This window comes from Paenibacillus sp. JGP012 (genome assembly GCF_014203995.1).
GTDB lineage: Bacteria > Bacillota > Bacilli > Paenibacillales > Paenibacillaceae > Paenibacillus > Paenibacillus silvae.
In genome coordinates this window covers 139360-163758 of record NZ_JACHKG010000010.1, presented here as the reverse complement: position 1 = coordinate 163758, position 24399 = coordinate 139360, and the positions used below count along the sequence as shown (strand labels likewise).

The 24399-nt window shown below is 43.3% G+C and carries 21 protein-coding genes and 1 pseudogene; 20 read left to right on the top strand and 2 right to left on the bottom strand.

Features of this window, described 5'->3' with window-relative positions:
- Positions 1-8: 8 nt before the first annotated feature.
- On the top strand, positions 9-1439 hold the full coding sequence (locus HNR77_RS14685) for a 6-phospho-beta-glucosidase (RefSeq protein WP_184185559.1): 1431 nt from the start codon (positions 9-11) through the stop codon (positions 1437-1439).
- A gap of 177 nt (positions 1440-1616) precedes the next feature.
- Here HNR77_RS14685 and HNR77_RS14680 read toward each other — a convergent pair whose 3' ends face one another.
- The gene (locus HNR77_RS14680; RefSeq protein WP_184185556.1) at positions 1617-2165 is read right to left on the bottom strand and encodes a cysteine hydrolase family protein; all 549 of its coding nucleotides are present in this window, start codon (positions 2163-2165) and stop codon (positions 1617-1619) included.
- Positions 2166-2286: 121 nt separating this feature from the next.
- On the opposite strand from HNR77_RS14680, the gene HNR77_RS14675 reads away from it, so the two are divergent.
- The 7 genes and pseudogenes from HNR77_RS14675 to HNR77_RS14645 all read left to right on the top strand — a co-directional run bounded on the left by HNR77_RS14675 (position 2287) and on the right by HNR77_RS14645 (position 10964).
- Positions 2287-2727, top strand: coding sequence for an Lrp/AsnC family transcriptional regulator (locus HNR77_RS14675; RefSeq protein WP_184185553.1), 441 nt, complete (start codon positions 2287-2289; stop codon positions 2725-2727).
- A 197-nt stretch (positions 2728-2924) separates the two neighbouring features.
- Positions 2925-3218, top strand: a complete 294-nt coding sequence (locus tag HNR77_RS14670; RefSeq protein WP_184185660.1) for an ArsR/SmtB family transcription factor — start codon at positions 2925-2927, stop codon at positions 3216-3218.
- Positions 3219-3227: 9 nt separating this feature from the next.
- Positions 3228-5683: pseudogene (locus tag HNR77_RS14665) on the top strand (FAD-dependent oxidoreductase).
- A gap of 422 nt (positions 5684-6105) precedes the next feature.
- Positions 6106-6837 carry a response regulator transcription factor gene (locus HNR77_RS14660; RefSeq protein WP_184185550.1) on the top strand — a complete coding sequence of 244 codons (732 nt, stop codon included), beginning with the start codon at positions 6106-6108 and terminating at the stop codon, positions 6835-6837.
- Between the two features lie 40 nt (positions 6838-6877).
- On the top strand, positions 6878-7717 hold the full coding sequence (locus HNR77_RS14655) for a sensor histidine kinase (protein WP_184185547.1): 840 nt from the start codon (positions 6878-6880) through the stop codon (positions 7715-7717).
- The gene (locus HNR77_RS14650) at positions 7714-8382 is read left to right on the top strand and encodes a response regulator (RefSeq protein ID WP_184185544.1); all 669 of its coding nucleotides are present in this window, start codon (positions 7714-7716) and stop codon (positions 8380-8382) included. The genes HNR77_RS14655 and HNR77_RS14650 overlap by 4 nt, the downstream gene beginning before the upstream one ends.
- Positions 8383-8435: 53 nt before the next feature.
- Positions 8436-10964 (top strand): heavy metal translocating P-type ATPase, encoded by a 2529-nt coding sequence (locus HNR77_RS14645; protein ID WP_184185541.1) that lies wholly within the window; start codon positions 8436-8438, stop codon positions 10962-10964.
- 189 nt (positions 10965-11153) lie between these two features.
- Here the strand turns inward: HNR77_RS14645 and HNR77_RS14640 are convergent, their stop codons facing one another.
- Complete coding sequence (locus HNR77_RS14640; protein ID WP_184185538.1) at positions 11154-12038, bottom strand: SDR family oxidoreductase; 885 nt, start codon at positions 12036-12038, stop codon at positions 11154-11156.
- 144 nt (positions 12039-12182) lie between these two features.
- Here HNR77_RS14640 and HNR77_RS14635 point away from each other — a divergent pair, with 144 nt between their 5' ends.
- The 12 genes from HNR77_RS14635 to HNR77_RS14575 all read left to right on the top strand — a co-directional run bounded on the left by HNR77_RS14635 (position 12183) and on the right by HNR77_RS14575 (position 24377).
- On the top strand, positions 12183-12515 hold the full coding sequence (locus HNR77_RS14635) for a winged helix-turn-helix transcriptional regulator (protein ID WP_184185535.1): 333 nt from the start codon (positions 12183-12185) through the stop codon (positions 12513-12515).
- Between the two features lie 350 nt (positions 12516-12865).
- A complete protein-coding gene (locus HNR77_RS14630; protein WP_184185532.1) occupies positions 12866-13849 on the top strand; it encodes an ABC transporter substrate-binding protein in 984 nt (327 codons plus the stop codon).
- Positions 13850-13884: 35 nt separating this feature from the next.
- Positions 13885-14862 (top strand): FecCD family ABC transporter permease, encoded by a 978-nt coding sequence (locus HNR77_RS14625; RefSeq protein WP_184185528.1) that lies wholly within the window; start codon positions 13885-13887, stop codon positions 14860-14862.
- Between the two features lie 2 nt (positions 14863-14864).
- A complete protein-coding gene (locus HNR77_RS14620) occupies positions 14865-15644 on the top strand; it encodes an ABC transporter ATP-binding protein (RefSeq protein ID WP_184185525.1) in 780 nt (259 codons plus the stop codon).
- 611 nt (positions 15645-16255) lie between these two features.
- Complete coding sequence (locus tag HNR77_RS14610) at positions 16256-17062, top strand: nicotianamine synthase family protein (protein WP_184185519.1); 807 nt, start codon at positions 16256-16258, stop codon at positions 17060-17062.
- 14 nt (positions 17063-17076) lie between these two features.
- Positions 17077-18417, top strand: coding sequence for an opine metallophore biosynthesis dehydrogenase (locus tag HNR77_RS14605; RefSeq protein ID WP_184185516.1), 1341 nt, complete (start codon positions 17077-17079; stop codon positions 18415-18417).
- On the top strand, positions 18414-20015 hold the full coding sequence (gene nikA / locus HNR77_RS14600) for a nickel ABC transporter substrate-binding protein (RefSeq protein WP_184185513.1): 1602 nt from the start codon (positions 18414-18416) through the stop codon (positions 20013-20015). The genes HNR77_RS14605 and nikA overlap by 4 nt, the downstream gene beginning before the upstream one ends.
- Before the next feature lies 1 nt (position 20016).
- Positions 20017-20961, top strand: a complete 945-nt coding sequence (nikB, locus tag HNR77_RS14595; RefSeq protein WP_184185510.1) for a nickel ABC transporter permease — start codon at positions 20017-20019, stop codon at positions 20959-20961.
- Positions 20958-21815, top strand: a complete 858-nt coding sequence (nikC, locus tag HNR77_RS14590; protein ID WP_184185507.1) for a nickel transporter permease — start codon at positions 20958-20960, stop codon at positions 21813-21815. The genes nikB and nikC overlap by 4 nt, the downstream gene beginning before the upstream one ends.
- Positions 21816-21846: 31 nt before the next feature.
- The gene (locus tag HNR77_RS14585) at positions 21847-22692 is read left to right on the top strand and encodes an ABC transporter ATP-binding protein (protein ID WP_184185504.1); all 846 of its coding nucleotides are present in this window, start codon (positions 21847-21849) and stop codon (positions 22690-22692) included.
- Between the two features lie 6 nt (positions 22693-22698).
- Complete coding sequence (locus tag HNR77_RS14580; protein WP_184185501.1) at positions 22699-23487, top strand: ABC transporter ATP-binding protein; 789 nt, start codon at positions 22699-22701, stop codon at positions 23485-23487.
- A 41-nt stretch (positions 23488-23528) separates the two neighbouring features.
- Positions 23529-24377, top strand: a complete 849-nt coding sequence (locus HNR77_RS14575) for a DMT family transporter (protein WP_221443849.1) — start codon at positions 23529-23531, stop codon at positions 24375-24377.
- Positions 24378-24399: the final 22 nt, after the last annotated feature.

Here is a 24399-nt window from a genome sequence, read left to right as displayed (position 1 = left end):
CGATAAATTTGGGATTTAAAGATGGGTTCTTATGGGGAGGAGCAACCTCGGCCAACCAATCAGAGGGAGCTTACAATGCGGACGGCAGAGGACTAGCAAACGTTGATTTGAGCCCGACTGGCGACGTGCGAGAAAGTGTGCTTATGGGAAAAACTAAAATGTTTGACTTTGACGAAAATTATTACTATCCTGCCAAAGAAGCAATCGATATGTATCACCATTTTAAAGAAGATATTGCCTTGTTTGCCGAAATGGGTTTCAAAGTATATCGCTTGTCGATTGCGTGGAGTCGTATTTTTCCCAAGGGGGATGAGACAGAGCCTAATAAGGCTGGGCTTCAATTCTACGAAGACTTGTTCAAAGAGTGCCAAAAGTATAATATTGAACCCCTCGTCACCATTACTCACTTTGATGTTCCAATGCATTTGGTCAAGGAGTATGGTTCATGGCGGAACAGAAAAATGGTTCATTTCTATGAAAGACTGTGTACGGTGATATTTAATCGTTACAAAGGTTTGGTTAAATATTGGATTACTTTTAATGAAATTAACATGGTCTTAGAAGCGCCATTTTTAGCAGCTGGGCTGTTCATTGAAGAACACGAAGACGCAGAAGCTGTAAAGTTCACAGCCAGTCACCATGAACTGGTAGCCAGTGCGTTGGCCACCAAAATTGCCCATGAAGTTGATCCGGAAAATATGGTAGGTTGTATGCTTGCTGCCAATGCTCCGTATCCTAGAACATGCCACCCACAGGATATATGGAAAGCGAAGCAGGTTGAGAACCAAAGCTACTTCTTCATTGACGTTCAGGTGAGAGGTGAGTATCCTGCGTATACACTCAAAGATCTTGAGCGCAAAAATATAGTTCTCCCATTCGAAAAAGGGGATCAGGAATTACTTAAACAGCACACCGTTGATTTTATCGGATTCTCGTACTATTCTTCCAGTGTGGTTAGCGCTGATCCTACACAAACGGATACGATTGGAGGCAATTTGTTCCCCAGCTTGCCTAACCCCTACTTGAAAGCTAGTGACTGGGGCTGGCAAATTGATCCGCTCGGTTTGCGGATTACGATGAACAACATTTATGATCGATATCAAAAACCTTTATTCATTGTAGAAAATGGTCTCGGTGCTGCCGATATAGCGGATGAGAGCGGATATGTTGAAGATGACTATCGAATTGCTTATCTAAGCGAGCACATCAAAGCAATGAGAGATGCTGTAGACTATGATGGCGTCGATTTGCTTGGGTATACTGTATGGGGACCGATTGACATTGTAAGTGCAAGTACGGGAGAAATGAAAAAAAGATATGGATTCATATATGTTGACCGGGACGATGATGGTCAAGGAACATTAAAACGCTCCAAGAAAAAATCATTCGAATGGTACAAGAAGGTTATTGAGTCAAATGGTCAGAATCTGGATGCCTAATTCATAATAAGATCGATATAAACAAAGGTCACTCCCACTTTGCTTGACAAAGTGGAAGTGACCTTATGTTTTCTACTTTTATTATTTTACAATAAATTGATCATGCAACTGGTTTCGAAGTTTTTCACCTTCAACTTTAATCTGAACTATTGTGTTCTGTAATATCGTGTTTATTTCTTATTGCGATGTGAAATCTTCAGTCGATTTCACATCGCAATACATGCCATTAAGTGCGCCGACAAAGGCATAATGAACCTGTTCTGCTGGGACGACCTTATTTTGATAGGATAGCTCTCTCGTTGCACATGCGTCTTCAATAAGTGTTGTTTCATATCCGAGATCTACTGCAGCTCTAACGGTTGCATCAATACACATATGTGTCATCATACCTACAACCACTACTTTGGTTATTTCTTTCTCTTTGAGTTTGCTTTGTAATTCGGTCTGTAAAAAGCTGTTGGGAAAATGTTTATTAATAATACTTTCATTTTCTAATGGTAGAACAGCCTCATGTATCTTTACACCTTCCGAATCCGGAAGAAAGAAACCTAATGCAGGATCACTTGCGATATGCTGAACATGAAAAATATTATCCTTGTGATTTTGTCTGAACCAATCAAGCACTTTAGCAGCATTAGAAGCTGCTTTTTCAGGATTGCTTAATTCCATCTTCCCATTCGGGAAATAGTCATTTTGAATATCTACAATAATTAGAGCTGTGCTCATTATTCTCCACCTCGTATAAAATATTTTGTTACAATACAATCATAAATCGAATTGTAATTTTATTCGATAAGTTAACGAAACACTTTTGTCCCAAAAAAATTCATGGTGAAAGGAATTTATTATGGAACTTGATAATATTGATTTTCAGATCCTTCGGATACTATCTGAAAATGCACGTATCCAATGGAAAGAATTAGGTGAACAGATTCATATGACTGGACAAGCTGTAGGAAATCGTATTAAAAGACTTGAGGAAAGTGGTGTTATTAAAGCTTATTCTGTAATAGTTGATGAAACGAAAATCGGACTCACTTTTACAGCTTTTATCATTTTCTATATGAAAACAGCTAACCATCATTCGTTTATAAGATTAATGGACGATCGAAGGGAGGTATTAGAGGTTCACCGCGTATCGGGAGAAGGCTGTTACCATTTAAAAATTAAAACTAGCTCTCAAGAGCAATTGAATCGTTTTCTGGACGATATTCTTGAGTATGGGAATTATACTTTACATCTATCTATACAAGAAATAAAAAACCGGAATTCTTTAACTACTACATGACTAAACGTATTTAATTTTTATAAGTAATAACATAAAAGGTATAATTCTTCTTCCAACGTGTTTTATACCTTTTCTCAGAATAAAGAATTGCGTGATGAATTGAATTTAAGAGAGAGCATTGACATCAAAACCGTTATATCGTAATATTACGTTTTAGTGATTTAGGAGGGGTACTTTTGACCACACCTGCTTTTGATATGAATACTTTAAAACAGTTCGACGAGCCCGCTAATCTGCTGAAAGCTTTATCTCACCTGATTCGTTTATGTATTGTGCGTGGACTGATGCAAAAAAAGAAATGTAATGTTTCATACATGCAGGAATGTCTGGATCTTCCGCAATCAACTGTATCACAGCACTTGCAGAAGCTTCGCAGTGCCGGTATTGTCGCTACTGAGCGGAATGGTCTTGAAGTGAATTATGTGCTTGCAGATCAACGGGTTGAACAGATTATAACTACTTTGTTTGGAAAGGAAGACTGTGAATCATGAGCAAAAAAAATACTGGTTGTTGGCGGTGTAGCAGGAGGGGCATCTGCGGCTGCACGTCTGCGCCGTCTGGATGAACATGCCGAGATTATTATCTTTGAGAAGGGACCTTACATATCATTTGCCAATTGTGGATTACCCTATTATATTGGGGGTTCGATTGATGATCGAGAGCGTCTTTTGGTACAAACACCTAAAGGTATGGCAGATCGCTTTCGTATCGATGTGCGTACAAGGAGTGAGGTCATTACTATAGATCCGTACAAGCGTACAGTTACGATACAAAGCCAAGAGCGTGGTCAATATGAAGAAAGTTATGATGAGTTAATTTTATCACCAGGTGCAAAACCAATCGTTCCCGATTTGCCGGGCAAGGACAATCCACTTATTTACACCGTACGTAGCATTCCTGATATCGATCGTATCAAAGAACAAATAAATTCATCTAACAACCAATCATCAATTATTATTGGTGGTGGATTTATTGGAGTTGAAATGGCAGAAAACTTAAAGGAAGGCGGATTGGATGTAACGTTAATTGAGGGTAATGGACAGCTACTCACGCCGTTTGATGCTGAACTGGCAGCAGCTTTGGCCCAGGAAATGGAGCAGAATGGTGTAAACTTGCTGTTCTCCCAGCGTGTTCAGGGATTTCATTCCCTTGAGCAGGGCATTGGAGTAGAGCTTGCTGATGGTCATGTTCTGACAGCTGACCTGCTTATTCTTGCGATAGGGGTAACCCCGGATACATCTTTTCTGAAAAGTAGCGGCGTTTCTCTGGGCACACGTGGACATATCATTGTAAATGAAGCTCTGGAAAGCAGCATGCCACATATCTATGCAGTTGGCGATGCCATCGAAGTAACTGAAACCATTCATGGTACTAAGACAGCTATTCCACTTGCCGGACCTGCTAACAAACAAGGAAGAATTGTTGCTGATCGAATTGCCGGACTAAGTTCTACCTATAAAGGAACACAAGGAACATCCATTATTAAAGTATTTGGTATGACCGGTGCTACGACAGGCAGTAATGAAAAAACACTAAAGCGTCTTGGTGTTGATTATAGAACCGTAATCGTGCATCCTGCCTCTCATGCATCGTATTATCCAGGTTCCAGCGCGATTACTCTTAAGTTGCTTTTCACACCGGAAGGTAAGATTCTAGGTGCACAAGCAGTCGGTTATGACGGAGTGGATAAACGGATTGATGATATTGCTGTAGCCATACATTTTGGCGGTCATATCCGAGATTTAACCGAGCTTGAACTGAGTTACGCCCCACCTTATTCTTCTGCAAAAGATCCAGTGAATATGGCTGGTTACGCAGCAGAGAATATTACAGCTGGACGTGTTCAAACGTTCACCTATGATCAGCTGTCTGAGCGCCAGCCAGACCAGTCTATACTACTGGATGTTCGCAGTGCTCTGGAGCATCGTAATGGGAATATTCCGGGTTCAATAAATATTTCAGTGGAAGAGCTTCGTCAGCGGTTAGATGAACTAGACTCATCCAAAGATATCTGGGTATACTGCCAGGTTGGTTTACGTGGATATACGGCTTCGCAAATCCTGCGTCAGCATGGATTTAGCGTGAAAAACTTGAGTGGAGGCTATAAAACATATCGCCAAGCCCAGTTTAAGCCCGCTCCATTTTCTCCTGCAAAACCAGATCATCATGAGCTTGGGCTAGCGTGAAGGAATCAGGGCCAATTCCCACTGCTTCGACTGAGCCACAGCGTATCGATAATGAGTTGAACGTATGCGGTTTAAGTTGTCCGGGTCCGCTGATACAAGTGAAGCAGAAAATGGATCAACTATCGAATGGAGAGACCTTGCGGGTTAAAGCTTCCGATCCAGGATTCTATGAAGATGTGAAAGCATGGGCAACCATGTCTGGGTCCACACTCTTACACTTGGAACGAATCACAGGCGGAATTATTGAGGCTGTAATTGCCAAGAATTCAGTGCAACCCGTTTCTGATTCACCTATCCATGATCCCGCTAGCACGATGGTTGTCTTCAGCGGAGATCTAGATAAAGCGATTGCCTCTCTTATCATTGCGAATGGAGCAGCAGCCAGCGGACGCAAGGTAACCATGTTTTTTACTTTTTGGGGATTGAACGTTATTCGGAAGCATCAGATGCAGCCTGTATCCAAAACCATGATTGGCCGAATGTTTGATATGATGCTGCCGCGTGGCAGCAAGAAGCTTGGCATGTCCAAAATGAATATGTTTGGTGTTGGTCCAAAGATTATTCGTGGCCTGATGAAAAATAATAATGTTCCGTCTTTGGAAGAATTGATAGAATCCGTCGTTGCACAAGGGGCCGAGTTGGTAGCCTGCCAAATGTCCATGAATTTAATGGGAATTCAGCGTGAAGAATTAATAGACCAAGTTACAATTGGTGGTGTAGGTTACTATCTGGGAGAAGCATCCCAAGCGAATCATAACCTATTTGTTTAAAGTCAATTCCTACTTTCAAAGAACACCAAGTGACACTGTACTAGAGGAGTTAGAGGTAACCGTAAAGATATACTCTCCTTAATGGCATTACCTGTATTACTTGAAAAAGGCTGAAAAGCAGTTTCTGTTATCCACAGAAAGCTGCTTTTCGGCCTTTTTTGATCAATAAGAACAATCAATACACGAGAACAACGATAGATGCGTACAGTTTTGTAGCAGATCCTACATTATTCTTTCATTTAGATACCTAGGACTTGTTGTGAGCTGGTTATCAGCTATGTTCATGATTTGGTTACATTTGAACGATATTACATGTTTCGGATAGCCCTACAGAGCCATTCAGTTAATGAACAGCTGCAGTTATGATTTTCTGTAAACCTGTGACATCAAGTTCTGCGGTTCATGCAATGGAGGGGAAGCACGTGACCATTATTCACAAAAAAATTTTACTGATAGACCATGAAACTAGAATTCGAGTGCTGATGAGAAGGTATTTGGAAAAAGAGGGTTTCATTGTAGACGAAGCCTCCAGTGGAGGCCAAGCTATTCAGAAATGTTATTTAAACAATGGAAATTACGATCTGATGTTGCTTGATTTATCGTTGCCCGATATGAATGGGATTGAGATCTGCAAATATATGAAGCACAACTATCATGAGATTCCGATCATCATGTTGTCTGAGTATTCCGAAGAAAAGGATCGAATCGAAGGTTTCAAGGCAGGAGCCGACGATTATGTTTCCAAACCGTTCAGCCCTAGGGAAGTTGTCCTGCGTATCCAAAGCATTGTGGCTCGCACACAAGGAATCAGCATGCATGACTTTAAGAGCACATCAAGCAACGAGGTCCTTATTGATGAGATTCTGATCCAACCTTCCGCTCGGCGTGTTTTGGTACAAGATAATGAAGTACATCTGACGCCAAAAGAATACGATTTATTCTATTTTCTCGCTACACATCAGGAAAGAGCATTTTCCCGAGAAGAATTGCTTATCCAAGTATGGAAATCATCTCACAAAGAAATTTATGATCAACGTACTATTGATACTCACATCAAACGATTGCGCGAAAAGCTTTTTGCCCAATATTCAAAAGGAAATGAGTTCATTCAGACTTTATGGGGATACGGATATAGGTTCCGCAGTCCGGAGTGATCGCCATCTTAAATTGAATTCAGATTGTGAGGAGTTACCTATGTACTATAAACAAATCAAATGGATGATTCTTTTCATTCCGACTTTCACTGTAGCCATCTGGGAATATGTCAGACATCAATTTCTTCTTCCTTACATCTCGATGGATCTGGGCAATTGGCTAACGCCGGTTCTAGTGTATGTCGTCAGTATCACACTATTAACCCAACTATTTCGTATCTTAGAAAAAATACAGAAAGAACTGGAAATTGAACGCTCCGAAAAAGCTGCGCTCGAAGCACGAGAACAGCTGGCACGTGAGCTTCACGACGGGATTGCCCAATCCCTTTTCCTACTGTCAGTCAAAGCCGAAAAATTAGAAAAGGTACGTAATGAGAAGCAGCATGAACAGAACATTCTGTCCATACGCAAAACGATTCATGAAGTGAATCGTTATGTAAGACAAGCGATCACCAATCTTCGTCTCGATCGGGATGTAAGTCAATCCTCCACGCCAATATCATCAACACTTGCGGAACAAGTTCATGTCATGGCCAAGGACGTACGTACGCAAATCAATATTCATTGGGAATTAAAAGACCACCAGCTAGATGAAAAAGAAAAGGTTGAACTGCTAGCCTGTATTCGAGAAGCGCTCATCAACATGAACAAGTATGCTTCTGCTACAGCAGGATCAATTACAGCGATAGGAATGAGCCATAGCTGGAAGGTTACTGTTAAGGATAACGGAAAAGGGTTCGATGGCGATCCGTTTGCCAAACAAGGAAAATTCGGTCTACGTATTATGAAAGAACGCTGCAAAGAGATGGGATGGATCATGAACATGTATCGAGAGGACAGAGAGACGATCGTTGAGATTCACAAGGGGGCTCTAACATGACATTAACCACCACAACAAGAGTCTTGGTTGTTGATGATCACGCACATGCAAGGGAAGCGATCCGTGAGATTATGGAAATGGATGATCACTTTAACGTTATCGGTATCGTCTCTAACGGTCAAGAAGCAATCGACTTCATGGAAAAGTGGCTTCCAGACCTTATTTTAATGGATATTCAAATGCCCGTTTTGGATGGACTGGAGGCAACTCGCAGAATCAAGCTTACGTTTCCTTATGTGAAAATTGTCATGATAACCGTGTCGGACGATATGCTTCATTTGCTGGAAGCTCTAAAACGGGGAGCCCAAGGTTATTTGCTTAAAAATCTGGAGCCCTCGACATGGCTAGAGTACTTGCATTCAATTATTAACGAGGAAGCTCCCTTGTCAAGAGACGTGGCTTATCAGATTTTGAAGGAAGTCAACGTGATAGAACACAAGGAGCCCATTGTAAAACTTACAACTAGGGAATTGGAGATTTTATACGGAGTGGCAGCCGGATGGACGAATAAAGAGATTGCAGGTAGATGTGATATCTCGGAATACACGGTTAAGAATCATCTGAAAAACATATTACAAAAGTTGCAGTTACAAAATCGGGTTCAACTTACACGTTACGCATTGGAACAGGGGCTTGTATCGGAGGCCAAACGACATCCAGAATAAAACGGTAAGAATTTCATGTACGGCTAACGTACAGATAAGGAGAGGCAAAATTTATGCACAATATTGATAACACTTCCACTTCAGGGCAACCAACAAATGCAAACGGTGCTGGACATCGCCAAACTACGCTTCGGATTACAGGCATGACTTGTGCAGCATGCTCAACCAGGATCGAGAAAACACTAACCCGCTTGAACGGTGTTAGACAGGCGAATGTAAATTTAACTACAGAGGAAGCAACGGTAGCATATGACCCCGCTTTAGTAGATATTCAGTCCCTTCGCAATAAAATAGATAACTTAGGCTTCGGAACAGCTTCGACTTCCGTTGACCTAAATATTTCAGGTATGACTTGTGCAGCCTGCTCAGCACGCATCGAAAAAGGCCTCAGTCGTCTCCCGGGGGTGACGCGTGTGAATGTAAACTTGGCTCTGGAGTCAGGGCATGTAGAATTTGTAGCTGGAACACTGAAAGGTTCCGACCTCATTTATAAAATCAGGCAACTGGGTTTTGAAGCACGTATAAAAGCTACAGAGGTAGAAGCTCTATCCATGAGGGAACAGGAGATTCAACGTAAAAAATGGAAGTGGATCTTGTCAGCCGTGCTTTCTTTCCCCTTATTATGGGCCATGGTGTCACATTTCTCGTTCACATCTTGGATATGGGTACCTGATGTATTTATGAATCCACTGTTCCAATGGCTGCTTGCAACGCCCATACAGTTCTATTTAGGATCTCAATTTTATAAAGGTGCATATAAAGCTTTGAAAAATCGAAGTGCCAATATGGATGTGCTCGTCGCACTTGGGACAAGTTCGGCTTACTTGTATAGTTTATATTTAACATCGCTAACTAGTACCGGTGGTACATCTGGTCATAACCATGGAGGAAGCGTCCCGGTGACGGAGGTTGTAAACACGGCCACTCAAGGACCTGTTAATTTGTATTTCGAAACCAGCGCCGTGTTGATTACATTGATATTGCTCGGTAAGTGGCTGGAGGCTCTAGCTAAAGGAAAAACAGCGCAATCTATTAAAAGCTTGATGCAACTGGCTCCGAGAAGTGCCCGGGTTCTACGAAACGGTGAGGAGACAGAACTTCTTCCCGAATATGTACTCGCTAATGATCTAGTCATCGTGAAGCCTGGAGAAAAGATTCCTGTGGATGGGATTGTTGAGGAGGGGGCTTCCTCCATAGACGAGTCCATGTTAACCGGAGAAAGTCTGCCTGTAGACAAGAAGTTTGGCGATCGTGTAACCGGTGCAACCTTAAACAAAAACGGACGTCTTGTTATTCGCGCAACTCAGGTAGGTGCTGATAGTGCGTTATCCCGGATCATCCATATCGTGGAACAGGCACAAGGATCGAAAGCTCCGATCCAACGCGTAGCTGATTCAATTTCAGGGATTTTCGTACCTGTAGTCGTAGGCATTGCTATTGTAACCTTCATATTGTCATTGATCTTCCAAAACTCAGAAGGATTCAGCGCTGCTCTAGAGAGAGCAATTGCAGTTTTGGTGATTGCCTGCCCATGCGCACTGGGCTTAGCTACACCGACATCCATAATGGCTGGATCGGGGCGTGCTGCTGAATATGGTATTTTGTTCAAAGGCGGGGAGCATCTGGAGACTGCCCAACACATTCAGACAGTTATTCTCGATAAAACGGGTACTGTCACTCACGGAAAACCAGTTATGACCGATGTAATATCTGCACCGGCTTGGTCAACCAACGAACTGTTGCAACGGGTTGGGATTGCTGAGTCTAGCTCTGAACACCCTCTCGCCCAAGCGATTATTGATGGGATCAGAGAGAAAGATATAAAAATCATGTTCATGCCAGAACAGTTTGAGAATATTCCGGGATCTGGCGTACGTGCACGTGGTTACAACCAAGATATTCTCGTTGGAACACGCCGACTGCTAGCTGATGTCAAGGTACAGGTTCCTCCAGAAGCATTGGCCCGTATGTCTGAATTGGAGGGTCAAGGAAAAACAGTAATGCTCGTGGCAGTAGATAATGTTTGGGCTGGAATGGTCGCTGTTGCGGATACGGTAAAGGAAACATCTTCACAGGCGGTTAGTCGGCTTCAAGCGATGGGAATCGAAGTGGTGTTAATGACTGGAGACAACGTACACACAGCTCGTGCTGTTGCAAGTCAAGTTGGAATCTCCACAGTCATTGCAGGCATCCAACCGGAGGAAAAAGCTGCAGAAGTAGAGAGATTAAAGCAAATGGGGCAGATTGTAGCCATGGTAGGTGATGGGATTAACGATGCGCCCGCTTTAGCCGTGTCTAATATCGGCATGGCCATCGGAACAGGCACTGACGTTGCCGTAGAGGCAGCGGATGTTACACTCATGCGCGGAGATCTCAATAGTGTTGCAGATGCTATTGAATTAAGTAAAAGAACGATGCGAAATATTAAACAGAATCTTTTTTGGGCACTCGCATACAACGTAGTAGGTATTCCTATTGCTGCCATTGGTCTTCTGGCTCCTTGGCTGGCTGGTGCAGCGATGGCATTCAGTAGTGTTTCAGTTGTACTTAATTCACTACGTCTTCAAAAAATGAAACTTTAATTACGTTAATAACCCGGTGAGTTATTCCGTTTTGTAGTTTTGTAGCTCCAAAGACTGATTCAGAGAGAGACAACATAAAGTGTAGGGTTGCTGATAAAATAATCTCTCAGGGAATGTACTATAGCACATTCCCTGAGAGATTAAAGTGTTATTGCAACGAATTCTAGAGCGATGTTACTGGATCTATTCTTAAGAACCAAAAATTGTTTTTACATGCGGTTGTTGCAACCAATCCTTCAGCGAGGTCAGTTGGAGATCAGGGACAACCACGCGATCTTTCACGTCATAATAGTTCAGCGAATCAATATTAGCTCCAATCCAACGATAGAAGCCTCCAATACCAGCTGCTTGGTCCGCCCCCATTACTGGAGAGAGAGCTGTTTCAAAATCATCATAGTTCAGGAAATTGAAGGTTATATCTTGTCCCAACGCTTGTGTAAAGCGCTCGCCGAGTTCTGCACCAGTAAGTGCTTCCGGACCTGGAGCTAACAGCACTTGTCCTGCCAGCTCAGGATGGGTTAGCGCATAATAATGATATTGCGCTGCGTCTTCGGAGCTGATCCATGGGATCGGTTTATCTGCTGGTACAGGGTAGAAGAGCATTCCATTATTGATCAGACCTGGAATCAAGAAGTTTTCTATATAAAGTGTGGGTTTTACCAAAATAGTTGGAATACCGCTTTGTTGTACGTACTCGATTAATTCTCGTTTAACATCCAACGTCTTGGTGTCGGTTGGCTGTTCTGGTAAAAATCCATTCGAATTCACAACGATCAGTTTAACGTGCGCTTGTCGCGCAGCTTCAACGGCATTCGTAATTTGTTGCTTCATTAGAGCAGTGTCATACTCGATTGGCATATTCAAGAAGACTTTATTTACACCGTTGTTAACTTCATTCAACGTTTCTGGTACAGACAGATCACCAACAAATGCCTCTATACCTTGCTCTTTTAATGCAGCTACGTTTTTGTCATGACGTGTAATGGTGCGAACAGCTACCCCTTTTGAAGTTAACAATTTTGCTACTGCTCCACCTTGTACCCCTGACGCTCCATAGACTAATATCGTTTCCATATATACAACAGCTCCTTATAGTTACATTCATTTGTTCAGTGTTGAACTAAATGTTATATTTATAATAACTAACTCACAAACTTTATGTAAGTACGCACATTTGGGATATCAGGTATCTCTTGTGATACTGTTGGAGGTAAACATATGGAGATCGAACCACTTGAAAATTGCAGTACTTGTCCGGTTGAATTTGCAGTTAATGCAATCGGCGGCAAGTGGAAAATTCTGATTTTGTACCATTTATTGAATAAAGATATTATACGGTTTAACGAACTACAAAAATTGCTCTCCACCGTGACGCATCGAACACTGACACGTCAATTGCGTGAGCTTGAAGAAGGTGGGCTAGTGAGTCGCGTTGCTTATGCTGAAATGCCTCCTCGTGTCGAATACTCACTAACAGATAAAGGACATAGTCTCACCCCCATTTTATTGCAGTTGCAAAACTGGGGTCTACAGCATATGCAAGCACCTTGAAAACAAGCAATACAATTAAAGTCGCTATAATAGCGGCTTTTCCAATTATTATATAGTGAGTCGATATTATCATACTCATATCTGAATTAAATGATATCTAAAGATGCCCCCCAATGATCAAATACATCATTGGAGGGCATCTTTTATTCATGTATAAAGAGAGTTTTTTTACTGGTTTAAGAATCAGGTTCACAAATTGTTTACAATTAAGCCATTTTGTCTCCCTCGAATAGCTCAGCTGAGCCATTCAGCTATTATAAATCTAAGGATAAGCTTATTTAAATGTAGAATCTTATTTTCCAGTTCATATGCTTGTTAAAAATACTTTGAGAAAGAAGGGGACAAAAATGATGAAGGATCGATTTAAAATTACAGTCTTTATTTTAATCATGCTAGTAATTGTAAGCGGTTGTCAAAATACTTCACAACAACAACAAGAGAGCCAAAGAGAGGAAGGTGCTATTAATCAACCATCTGAACCTTATCTGACTTTTAAAGACTTTGACGGTGAAACCGTTACACTGCAGGATAAACCTCAAAATATTGTGATCTTGAACGAGCAAGTTCTACACTCCTTCTATCAAGTTGGAGGGAAAGCAGTCGGTGTACCAACTCCCTTTAACGTTGAAGCGCCCGAAGAAGCTGCACAAGTTCCCAAAGTTGGATACATGCACGAGGTTAGTATGGAAAAGGTATTAGCGTTAAAGCCTGACCTGGTGATCGGCCAGCGCTTTGACCATGGTAAATTGAGAGAAATTTTTAAAGAAGCCAACATCCCTTTAGCAAATCTTAATACCCAATCTATTGAAGACATAAAACAAAATACGATTTTAATGGGGAAAATTACAGGCAATGAGCAAAAAGCAGAAGAGCTCGTAGATCAGATGAACTCAGAAATCAATCAAGTTATTGAACAGATTCCAGATGAAAAGGAAATGCCAACTTATGCGATACTAACCGTTATGGGAGACACTGCATATGTTGAGCAAAGTTCAACAATAGCGGTAGATATTGCAGATCAATTAAAACTTCGTAACGCTACGGTCTCCATAGGTGGAGAAGCTTTTGCCGGATATATCCCGTTTAGCATGGAAGAGATGGTGATGATTAATCCAGATTATCTCTTTATTCTTTCCCATACAACGAATGCGGAAGCTGAAGCAATGATCGAAAAGAATTTCAAATCAAATCCAGCTTGGAGCTCACTTTCAGCCATTTCAAATGACCATATGTACGTTCTTCCAAAAGACAAATTTGTAACGGCACCTGGTGTTGATGTTACCGAATCCTATAAATATATGGCAGACTTGATCACTCAAAGTCAAACGAATTAGATAGCATGATTGAGAGTAATCAGTTTAAAAACAGGATGAGTTGGAAAGTCGCCATGATTGGACTCTTTACAATCTTTGCTGTGCTTAGCGTCATAATCAGTTTAGCTTTTGGAGCAGTTCCAGTAGATGTACGGTCCATTTTAAGTATTTTACTTGGCAACACAGATTCGGACTATTACACGATTATATGGAATATAAGACTGCCACGAACACTTGTAGCCGTTTTTGTGGGCATAAATTTAGCTCTTTCCGGTGCATTATTACAAGGGGTAATGCGTAACCCTATGGCTGATCCCCATATTATCGGTGTTTCCTCCGGTGCAGGATTATTTGGGACAACCATGCTGCTGGTGTTCCCTGCTTTCTCACATTTGTTAGTACCTGTTGCATTTGTTGGAGCCTTGGCATCAGCCTTATTGATCTATTTGCTCGCTTGGGACAAGGGTGTTTCTCCTATGAGGATCATCCTTGCTGGAGTTGCAGCTTCTGCCTTTTTAAATTCGGGAGTTTCAGCACTGTATACATTTTATAGTGACCGCATACAAGGAGCCGTTTCCTTTATGGTAGGAAGTCTGTCCGCAAAAAGCTGGGGACATGTGGAGACGATTATTCCTTACAGCATTATTGGTTTAATATTGGCTTTGCTAAGTGCTCAACGGATGAATGTACTGTTACTCGGTGATGCGGAATCAAGATCACTGGGTCTAAACACGGAGGGTTATCGTTTATGGTTTATTGTTATAAGTGCACTCCTTGCTGCCAGTGCAATAAGTATTGTGGGTCTACTTGGTTTTGTAGGCTTAATTGTTCCTCATGCTGCCAGGATTCTTGTGGGGAATGACTATCGAATATTGTTGCCCGCTTCAGCGCTTCTCGGAGTGACTGTTCTATGTTTATCGGACACCATTGGCCGTGTTGCCTTCGCACCAATAGAGCTGCCAGTGGGGATTATTATGGGTGTGATCGGCGCTCCATTTTTCTTATATTTGTTACGAAAGAAGAGGACGCTATGACCTTGGAGACGAAGAACGTTTATATTGGATATCAGGATAATGAGGTCATTTCAGATCTAAACCTTCAGTTTGAAGCAGGGAAGATTCATAGTATTCTTGGACCTAATGGCTGCGGTAAAAGTACACTGTTAAAGGCGCTTGGAAAGCAGATTCAGTCTACAGCTGGAGAAGTTTCATTTAAGAATAGTGATATTAATACATGGAGCAGAAAAGCTTTTGCCAGAGAATTAGCTTTTTTAATGCAAGTACATGAGAGCAATCCCGAGGTGACTGTTAGACAGCTCATTGAGTATGGCCGTTTCCCTCACAAAAGGAAATTTGAACGATTAAATCAAGAAGATCAGGCCATTGTTGATCAAGCCATCTCACTTACTCATTTAGTCGATTTAGCAGAAAGAACAGTAGATCGCTTGTCTGGAGGGGAGCGCCAGCGGGCATGGATCGCAATGGCACTGGCCCAACAGCCTGCTGTTTTGTTATTAGATGAACCTACGTCCTATCTAGACATTCACCACCAGCTTGAAATTATTGAATTGATTAAACGCTTGAATGTCGAACAGGGCATTACAATCATTCTGGTTCTCCATGACATTAATCAAGCAGCAATGATTTCAGATCAACTCATTGTTCTTCAATCTGGATCATTATATGACTTCGGAACTCCTCGAAAGGTTATTACACATAGCATGTTACGGGATGTTTTTAAAGTGGACGCAGAAATAGATAGCTCTTTTGAAGATGAATCGATCTCTGTCTATAACTTTCAACTTTTAGAAGAATAACTAAATACAAAACAATCTCAGTGTTCATTTATAAGATAGGATTTATTCCTCATATTTGGAATACAAAAAAGGGGTTTTACCGATTTACATTAAAAAATGGATTGTTATCACCTGGATAGCGGCACAGACGCGTAGCACGGTTAAATCGGACAGCCTCCATGTTTTGCCGCCTTCCATGTTTGTTACAGATCCAGGCTTGGACGTGCCATTAATCAGTAGAGTATATGAAGCAACTGATGTACTTGCCAGATTCAGCGAGAAAATAAAAATCTGTGCTGACGAAAGTCCGTAACCGCTATATTAGTGGCTGCGGACTTTTTAACTTTATGTAAAAGCATACATAAATGTGTCTCTATTGGAGTGGATGTATTGACACAGGGCATCGTACTGGATATTGATGACTTGATCCGTCAGAAACATAGATCTACCTTGTTCTCACAAATTAGACACAAAACGACTATGACTTTAGCTAGATTGAGCTATATGGAAAAAACACCTTTTTATGTACAATATGAACAGCATTGTGATAGCGCTTTATTTTTACAACTCTGATTATACTCCTATGGTAATAGAGATTGATGCTGTTTCTAATCCAGAACGGAGGAAATACATTGAAAAGTAAATATGCCTTCTTACTTTCCTTGAGATCACTAGAATACGAGATTAAACAATTAAATGCCTATGCCAAGGAACATGAAGAGTGTTTCGATCTTTTACAACTGAAGCTGGATTCGCTTTGTCAATTTATGACGTTGGAGGAGAATGACAGACAGTGGCTTGCGTGGGGAGGTCAGGAGGAGATCCAGGTATATGGCACGCAACTTCGCGAAACATCTGTGCAGGCCTTATGTGAAATGGAAAAGTATCAATCTGATCTTGCGATTAAGAATCGCTTGAACGTGAGTGAGTATATCGAAATACTCTCCACATCCGTCCGCAACGAGCTTCGGGATTTCCAGCTTAATCAGCACTCCAAAGTTCTTTTTATTGGCTCAGGTGCATTTCCTCTCTCCGCATTGACCATTGCTCATGAAACGGGTGCAAAAGTTGTATGTCTGGATATCGATCCGGAGGCTGTTGAAAAGGGGAGAAAAGTAGCCGACACCTGGGGGCTTGCCGACAGCATTGTTTTCTCCGGAAAACCGATTGATGAGTTGTCTTTTGTAAGTGAAGCTACTCATATCATCATTGCCTCTCTCGTTCGTAATAAACTGGATATCCTGAATGATCTCAAAGGGAAAATTCAACTCGACACACGAATCTTGATGCGCTATGGCAATGGACTGAAATCCCTTTTTAATTACCCAGTTGAAGAGGAGCTGTCAGACGATTGGAAAAAAACTTCGATTTCCGCAGGGAAAGGTTTCTATGAAACGATGATTATTGAACCGAAGCACAGTGTCATACAGAGAAGGTGAGGAGATGGGACAAGATGCAAGAAAAATCGGCTTTAGGCAACGTGCTGATTGTTGGTGCAGGCCCAGCGGGCATTCATGTTGCGGTAGATTTGTCTAAAGGCTGGTCTCATCGGATAGGTGTGGCAAACCGGAAGGGAACACACACACGGCGACTTCAAACAGAGCTTGATGAGCACGAATTCTACGTATCCACAGAGGTTCTAGTCGAACGTGCCAGACATCTTTCGGCAACTGCCCGTCTGGACAGGTTTTATGCAGGATTCGACACGATAGAAGACGAATGGCAAACAATTGTTCTGTGCGTTCCCTGTCACAGCTACGTTGATGTCATCCGTGAATTAAAGCTGGATTACAAGCTTCAGGTTAAAAGAATCATTTTAATCTCGCCGGGAATAGGCTCGAACATGCTTGTACAGGAATGCCTCGGCGTTGCGCGTGAGCGCATAGAGGTGATCAGCTTCTCCACTTACTATGCAGCTACCAAATTCGATCCAGCTATGTCTACTCTCCTGAAATCAATGGTAAAAGGCTTGAAGAAGAAGATTTACATCGGTTCCAGTCGCACAAGCAGTCGTACGCTGCTCCACCTTCAACAATTTTTGAATAGTTTGGGTATCGAAGCTGAGCGCATGCCTTCTCCCATCGAAGCTGAAAGCAGAAGCATCACGACCTATGTGCATCCACCGTTTTTTATGGATTCATTTTCTTTACATGAAATCTTCAGCCTTACTCGCTCCACCAAATATATGTATAAATTATACCCGGAAGGCCCTGTTACACCGGGCACGATCCGCAGTATGGTCCGGCTGTGGAAGGAAATTTCCAGCGTGCTTATAAAGTTTGGAGCGGAGCCGATGAACCTGCTGAAATTTATGAATGATGACAACTATTCTGTTCAGGAGCAGTCACTCTCCAGATCAGATATTGAGGGATTTGTTCAGTTTGATGAACGTCATCAGGAGTATTTGCTGTATATCAGGTACGCTTCACTCCTCATTGATCCATTCTCCAGCCCGGACGAACAGGGTCACTACCGTTCATTCGCTGCTGTACCTTACCAACAGGTAAGCTTGGATGAGCATGGTAAATGGGTTATTCCACGTGTTCCTTATGAAGATTACAGGAAATTAAAGCTGTTGTACCAGGTTGGACAAGCATTACAAATTCCAATGCCCCAAGCCAGCACACTGATGCTGAACTTTGAGCATCAATTAGGAACGTTCATGGAGCAACAAGGAGCAGATACATTGCCTTCTGAGCTTGTCCATGACCGTACATTAGAGGAAGCACAGACCATTATCCTCGAAATGCAAACACACAATTTAAAGGGTAGAGAGGATGTTTTCAAATCATGAGTTTATGGATTCGATCACAGCGTAATAAAGTCTTCTTTGGATTTATTTTGATATTATGTACGGCCATATTTCTGTCTGGATGTAGTCAGGACAACGGTGTAAATACTTCTTCAGGCTCATCTGTCGGGGAAAAAAGTTCAGTTGCATCGGCATCCAAGAATATTACGATCATACATAGTCTTCCCAATGATACGCTCGACCCGCATAATACATGGATTACGCTGCGTGGTGGTGTAACAGAAACATTATTGCGGCTGGATGAAAATATGAAGGTCTCTCCGTGGCTTGCAAGTGACTGGAAAGCTTCAGATGATCGAACATGGGTTTTCACGATTCGGGAGGGCATACAATTTCAGGATGGAACACCACTGAATGCCGAAGCTGCAAAAGCATCGTTTGAGCGTGGCATTGCCGACAGCAAAGCACTTGCCGCAGCTCTTAAAATCGCATCCATAGAGGCAAATGGACAACAGCTTCAAATTACAAATACCGAGCCATATCCAGCTTTTCCTACAGAACTGGTGCATCCGACCACCAGCATTATAAGTGTAGCTGCCGAAAAGCAAATGGGCAAAGAGGCATTCAACAATGCCCCGGTAGGAACAGGTCCGTTCAAGGTTACCAGCTTCACACCGGGCAGCGAAATGCATCTGGTTCGCAATGACGAGTACTGGGATGGCAAGGCCAAACTAGATGAGGTTACATTCAGATTCAATGCTGACGCTAATGTCAGAACGCTTGCTTTTCAGTCCAAGCAAGCCGACATTGTATTTCATTTGGCTCCAGAGATGCTGGCCTCCATCGAAGCAGACAACGAACTGAGCGTTAGCTCAGTCACGAGCTTGAGAACACATTATTTTACCTATAATCCTGCAAGTTCGAATGTCAGCGATCATCATGTTCGAGAGGCTCTGGACAAATTGATTGACCGTGATGTGATTGTACAGGATATTATGCTTGGTCACGCTTCAGCGGCCAATGGACCATTTAATGCTTCCCTTCCTTTCGGCAACAAAGAAGGGTATCAGAAACTTGACGAAGCAGGTGCAATCCAGCTCTTGGAAAGCGCAGGTTACACCAAAGGCTCAGATGGAAAATTACAAAAAGATGGCAAGCCTCTAACATTGAAGCTCATTGCTTTTACTGGCGTGAATCCCGAGTTACCGCTGATCCCGCAGGTGGTTCAGTCTGAAGCAGCCCAAGCAGGTATTACGATTGAGATTATTTCTGTGGAATATCCAGAAGTTTATATTGCAGATCATACGGATTGGGATATATCTACAGCGAGTTATTTAACATCGCCAAGAGGAGACGGAGGTTCATTCCTGAATTCGGCATATGTTCCTGGAGGTTCATATAATCCTGCCAACATTGAAGTCGATGGGTTGGAGCCTATTCTCAAGGAGCTGAATGAGACAGGTGATACGGATCAGCGAAACGAGCTTACTCAGGAGGCTGTGAAAGTGATCAACAAGGCTTTGCCCCATTCCTATATCATTAATCCTAATATTCTGGTAGGGATCAATCAGCGTGTAACCGGTTGGAAACCTGGAGCAGAGGAGTTCTACATTGTAACCAATACACTGGATGTGAAGTAACATGTTTCGGCAGTTCTTTTCACGCATTATTCAGTTGATTCTTGTGATTTTCGTGCTAACTCTGGCGACCTTCCTGCTGATGAAGCTGGCTCCGGGTGATCCCGTGCTCACAATATTAAAGGCCAGTGAGGGAGCCGTTTCCCAATCGGATCAGGAGCAGGTACGGGAAGAGCTTGGGCTGAATTTGCCACTCGTACAGCAGTACAGTCTCTGGCTTCGTGGCGTGATTCAGCTAGATCTCGGAAAGTCATACGTTAACCATCGGGCCGTATGGGATCTGATGATGGATCGACTGCCTGCCACAGTATACCTGACTTCAGGAGCGATCATCGTATTATTACTGATATCCGTGCCGCTCGGCATATTAGCTGCAAAATATAAAGGAAAATGGCCGGATTATCTCAGCCGTTTGTTCGCTCTGATTGGAGCTTCTATCCCAAGTTTCTGGCTGGGTTTGCTGTTAATCTACGTTTTTGCCTTCAAGCTAAACTGGTTGCCTACGATGGGGAGTGGCGACGTCAGGCATCTCATTCTTCCATCGATTACACTGGGGGTTGTCATGGTACCCGAGTACATCCGCTTGCTTCGGTCGGGATTGCTGGACGCATTATCGCAGGAATATGTGCGTGCTGCTCGTGCAAGAGGCATAGCGGAGTGGAGGGTCATCGCCAGACATGCACTTCGTGCCGCTCTTCTGCCAGTCATTACGATTTTCGGAATGAGTCTGGGTGCACTGCTGGCAGGTTCAGTCGTGACTGAAACCCTTTTTGCCTGGCCGGGTCTGGGAAGTATGGTCATGGAAGCAATCACTCAACGGAACTATCCGGTTATTCAGGGATATGTTCTGCTGACAGGCGTATTCATTGTGACAGCCAATGTGCTTGTAGATCTTAGTTATAGTCTGTTTGATCCCCGAATTCGCTCAAGAAGGGGGAAAAGGGTGTGAAATGGACATTTCTTGAGAAGGCATTGGAATTTTACAGAAGCCAAAGTCTTCGATTGAGTCCGCTGCTGTGGCTCGGTGCAAGCATCATTCTGTTTTTCCTCCTTATCGCTCTGTTTGGACCCTGGATATTGCCTAACGACCCTCTGCTGGTTCGTATGTCCGATCGTTTACTTCCACCCAGTGCTGAATTTCCGCTAGGTACTGACCATCTGGGCAGATGCATTTTATCCCGTCTTATAGATGGGAGCCGAACAACGATGAGCACATCCTTTCTGGTGTTGACTACAGTCATCCTTATAGGTGTTCCTATAGGCATGTTATCCGGATTTTGGGGTGGGAGGCTGGATACCTTCCTTATGAGAACCGTCGATGGCATCGGTGCAATTCCTGAATTTCTCTTGGCTGTTGCTGTTGCCGGTTTTCTTGGTCCAGGTCTGCTTCATGTCATGCTGGCTGTGGCGTGTGTGAAATGGATTACGTATGCAAGATTGGTAAGGAGTATTGTGCTGCTCGAAAAGGAAAAAGATTATGTCAAAGCTGCTGTTGTGGCTGGTAGTGGGATGTGCATCATTCTTTATCGTCATTTGGCCAGACAGGTTGCATCGCCGCTCGCGGTCATGGCTGCTCTCGATGTAGGCCGTTTCATTCTGCTGATATCAATGCTTTCATTTCTCGGTCTGGGTGTGCAGGCTCCTGCTCCGGAATGGGGGGCGATGCTGAATGAGGGACGATCGTACTTTCAGGCGGCTCCACAGCTGATGATTTATCCTGGGTTATGTATTCTGATGGTTGTATTCAGCTCTAACCTAATCAGCGACGGCATTCGGGATCATCTGGACGTACGTAAACGTTAATGTATTTTAATGTGGGAGGGAAGGAAAAGCATTGAGGAAAATAACGGAAGGGCAACCCATCCTGGGTGTAAGTGATTTGTCAATCAGTGCCGTCCATCATGGACACAGCCACAGAATTACGAAGGATATTTCATTTAATATTCATATCGGAGAAACACTGGCGATTGTCGGAGAAAGTGGAAGTGGAAAAAGTGTTACAGCCAGTGCAGTCTCCGGCCTTCTGTCCAAACCACTCGTCATTACCCATGGGCAGATTGTTTTCCAAGGGATAAACTTGTTAGAGTCACGGGCAGGGCAGGTGAAATCGCTGCGGGGTAAAGAAATTGGTTGTGTGTTTCAGGATTATCGCGGCAGCTTCACACCGTTCATGAAGGTCGGCCATCAGTTGATGGAAGTCATCCGTACACATACCCGGGCTACGCGACCAGAAGCGAAGGAAATGGCGCTAGACTGGCTACAACGTGTAAATCTTCCTGCCGAACGATCCTTTCGGAGCTATCCGTTTCAGTTGAGTGGAGGACAGTTGCAGCGGGTTGCGCTTGCCGCCGCTTTAATGCTAAAGCCGGCTCTGCTGATTGCAGATGAACCGATCACCGCGCTTGATGTCATCACTGGACAAGCCATCATGGACTTGATGGAAGAGCTTCAGTGTGAAGTCGGCTGCGCAATCCTGCTGATCTCCCATGATCTGAGGCAGGTCGTCAAGCGGTCACATCGAATCGCGGTCATGCAAAAAGGTCATCTTGTGGAAACGGGAACCCGGGACCAGATTAAGAATGCACCTCACCATCCCTATACGCAAGCATTGCTCAAGGCTTGTCCGAGAATCCCTCACAAGCAGCATACGAGTCCAGAAGTAACGGAAGTTTGGGGGTAACAGATCGTGGAGCCTTTACTGGTAGCTAATAATCTGGTTAAAACCTATGGACACGGCAAGCAGGTGGTCCATGCAGTTCAGCAGGTTTCCTTCACCATTCAAAAAGGCGAATGTCTGGGTCTTGTTGGCGAAAGTGGCAGTGGCAAAAGCTCGCTTGCACGTCTGCTGCTGGCTTTGGAAAAGCCTGATCATGGAGATATCCGACTGCTGGGAAGCTCCATGGTAGAGATAAAAAAGAGTACGCTCCGAAAGATGAGACAACACATTCAGGTTGTATTTCAAGACAGTAATGCTTCCCTGAATGATCGTTTACCTGTCTGGCGATCTGTGTTGGAGCCTTTGGATAATTTTCCAGATGTTTCACCATCCTTTTTGGCAGATGTCAGGCACGACAGACGTGAAACAGCAAGATGGCTGCTGGAAATGGTGGGACTTGAATCGGAACATCTTGATCGTTACCCTCATGAGCTGAGCGGAGGACAACGGCAGCGGATAGCCATTGCAAGAGGTATCAGCCTGAAGCCACAACTGCTCATCTGCGATGAACCCACATCCAGTCTGGATGTTACCGTGCAAGCGAATATTCTCAGGCTGTTAAAACAATTGCAGACCGAGCTGGAGATGTCATTCCTGTTTATTTCCCATGATATTGCAGCCGTTCATCAGATGAGCAATCGAATCATCGTCATGAAGGATGGAGCAATCGTTGATGAGTTTGCAAGCGAACTGATCAACGAGCCACAACGACATGATTATACTAAAAGTCTCCTTTCAGCAGTATACGACCTGGAGTAATACTTTTTTTCTTTATACAAGCTGTGATAAAAGAGGTTCTCATGAAAAACGGTGTTTGGTTAGCCCTGTTCTCCTCAATCGTATTCAGTGTGATGAATGTTCTCGTGAAAGAAGTCAGTGGAACGATTCCGCCGGCAGAGATCGCATTTTTCCGAGGACTCATTGGAACGATTCTGATTCTTGTATTCATGCGTTCTGGACGGATTTCTTTTTCCAGAACAGGAATCCCCATGCTGGCATTAAGAGGGGTGCTCGGCGGATTGTACATGCTGGCCTATTTTTTTACCTTGTCCAAGATTCCATTAACGGACGCGAGCATACTTGCACAGATGTCGCCTGTCTTTGTTATCGTGCTCTCCGTTATTTTCCTGAAAGAGCGGCTTTCCCGAAGAACTATAGCGATACTGCCCTTGATTTTCCTGGGGGCGATACTTCTGATCAAGCCTCATGAGTATGCTAGTTATTCAGCCTATGCTCTGGTGGGACTATTGAGCGCAGTCTTTTCGGCAGCAGCGGGAATTTCCATTCGCTACTTGAGCAAGACTCATCCGTCCTATGAAATTGTGTTTTATTTTGTGGCTACCTCGGCTCTGGTGGCATTGCCGTTTATGTGGAAACAATTTGTCATACCAGACCTGGTGCAATCGCTATACCTGTTAGCCATCGGCGTGGTTTCACTGCTTGGACAAGTGTTCCTGACCCGCGCATTCACGCATGAAAGTGCCATCGTGGTTCAGGTCGTCAGCTATTTGGGTCTGGTATTGAACGGAATGTTTGGCTTTTTATTCTGGCAGGAGATACCGGATTGGCTAACTGTTCTTGGCGGTATGATCATTGTTGCTGGGTGTATCGCCCTATCCAGTCAAAAAGGGGCGAACAAGACACGATAGATGTTTGACCAACGTATTTTAA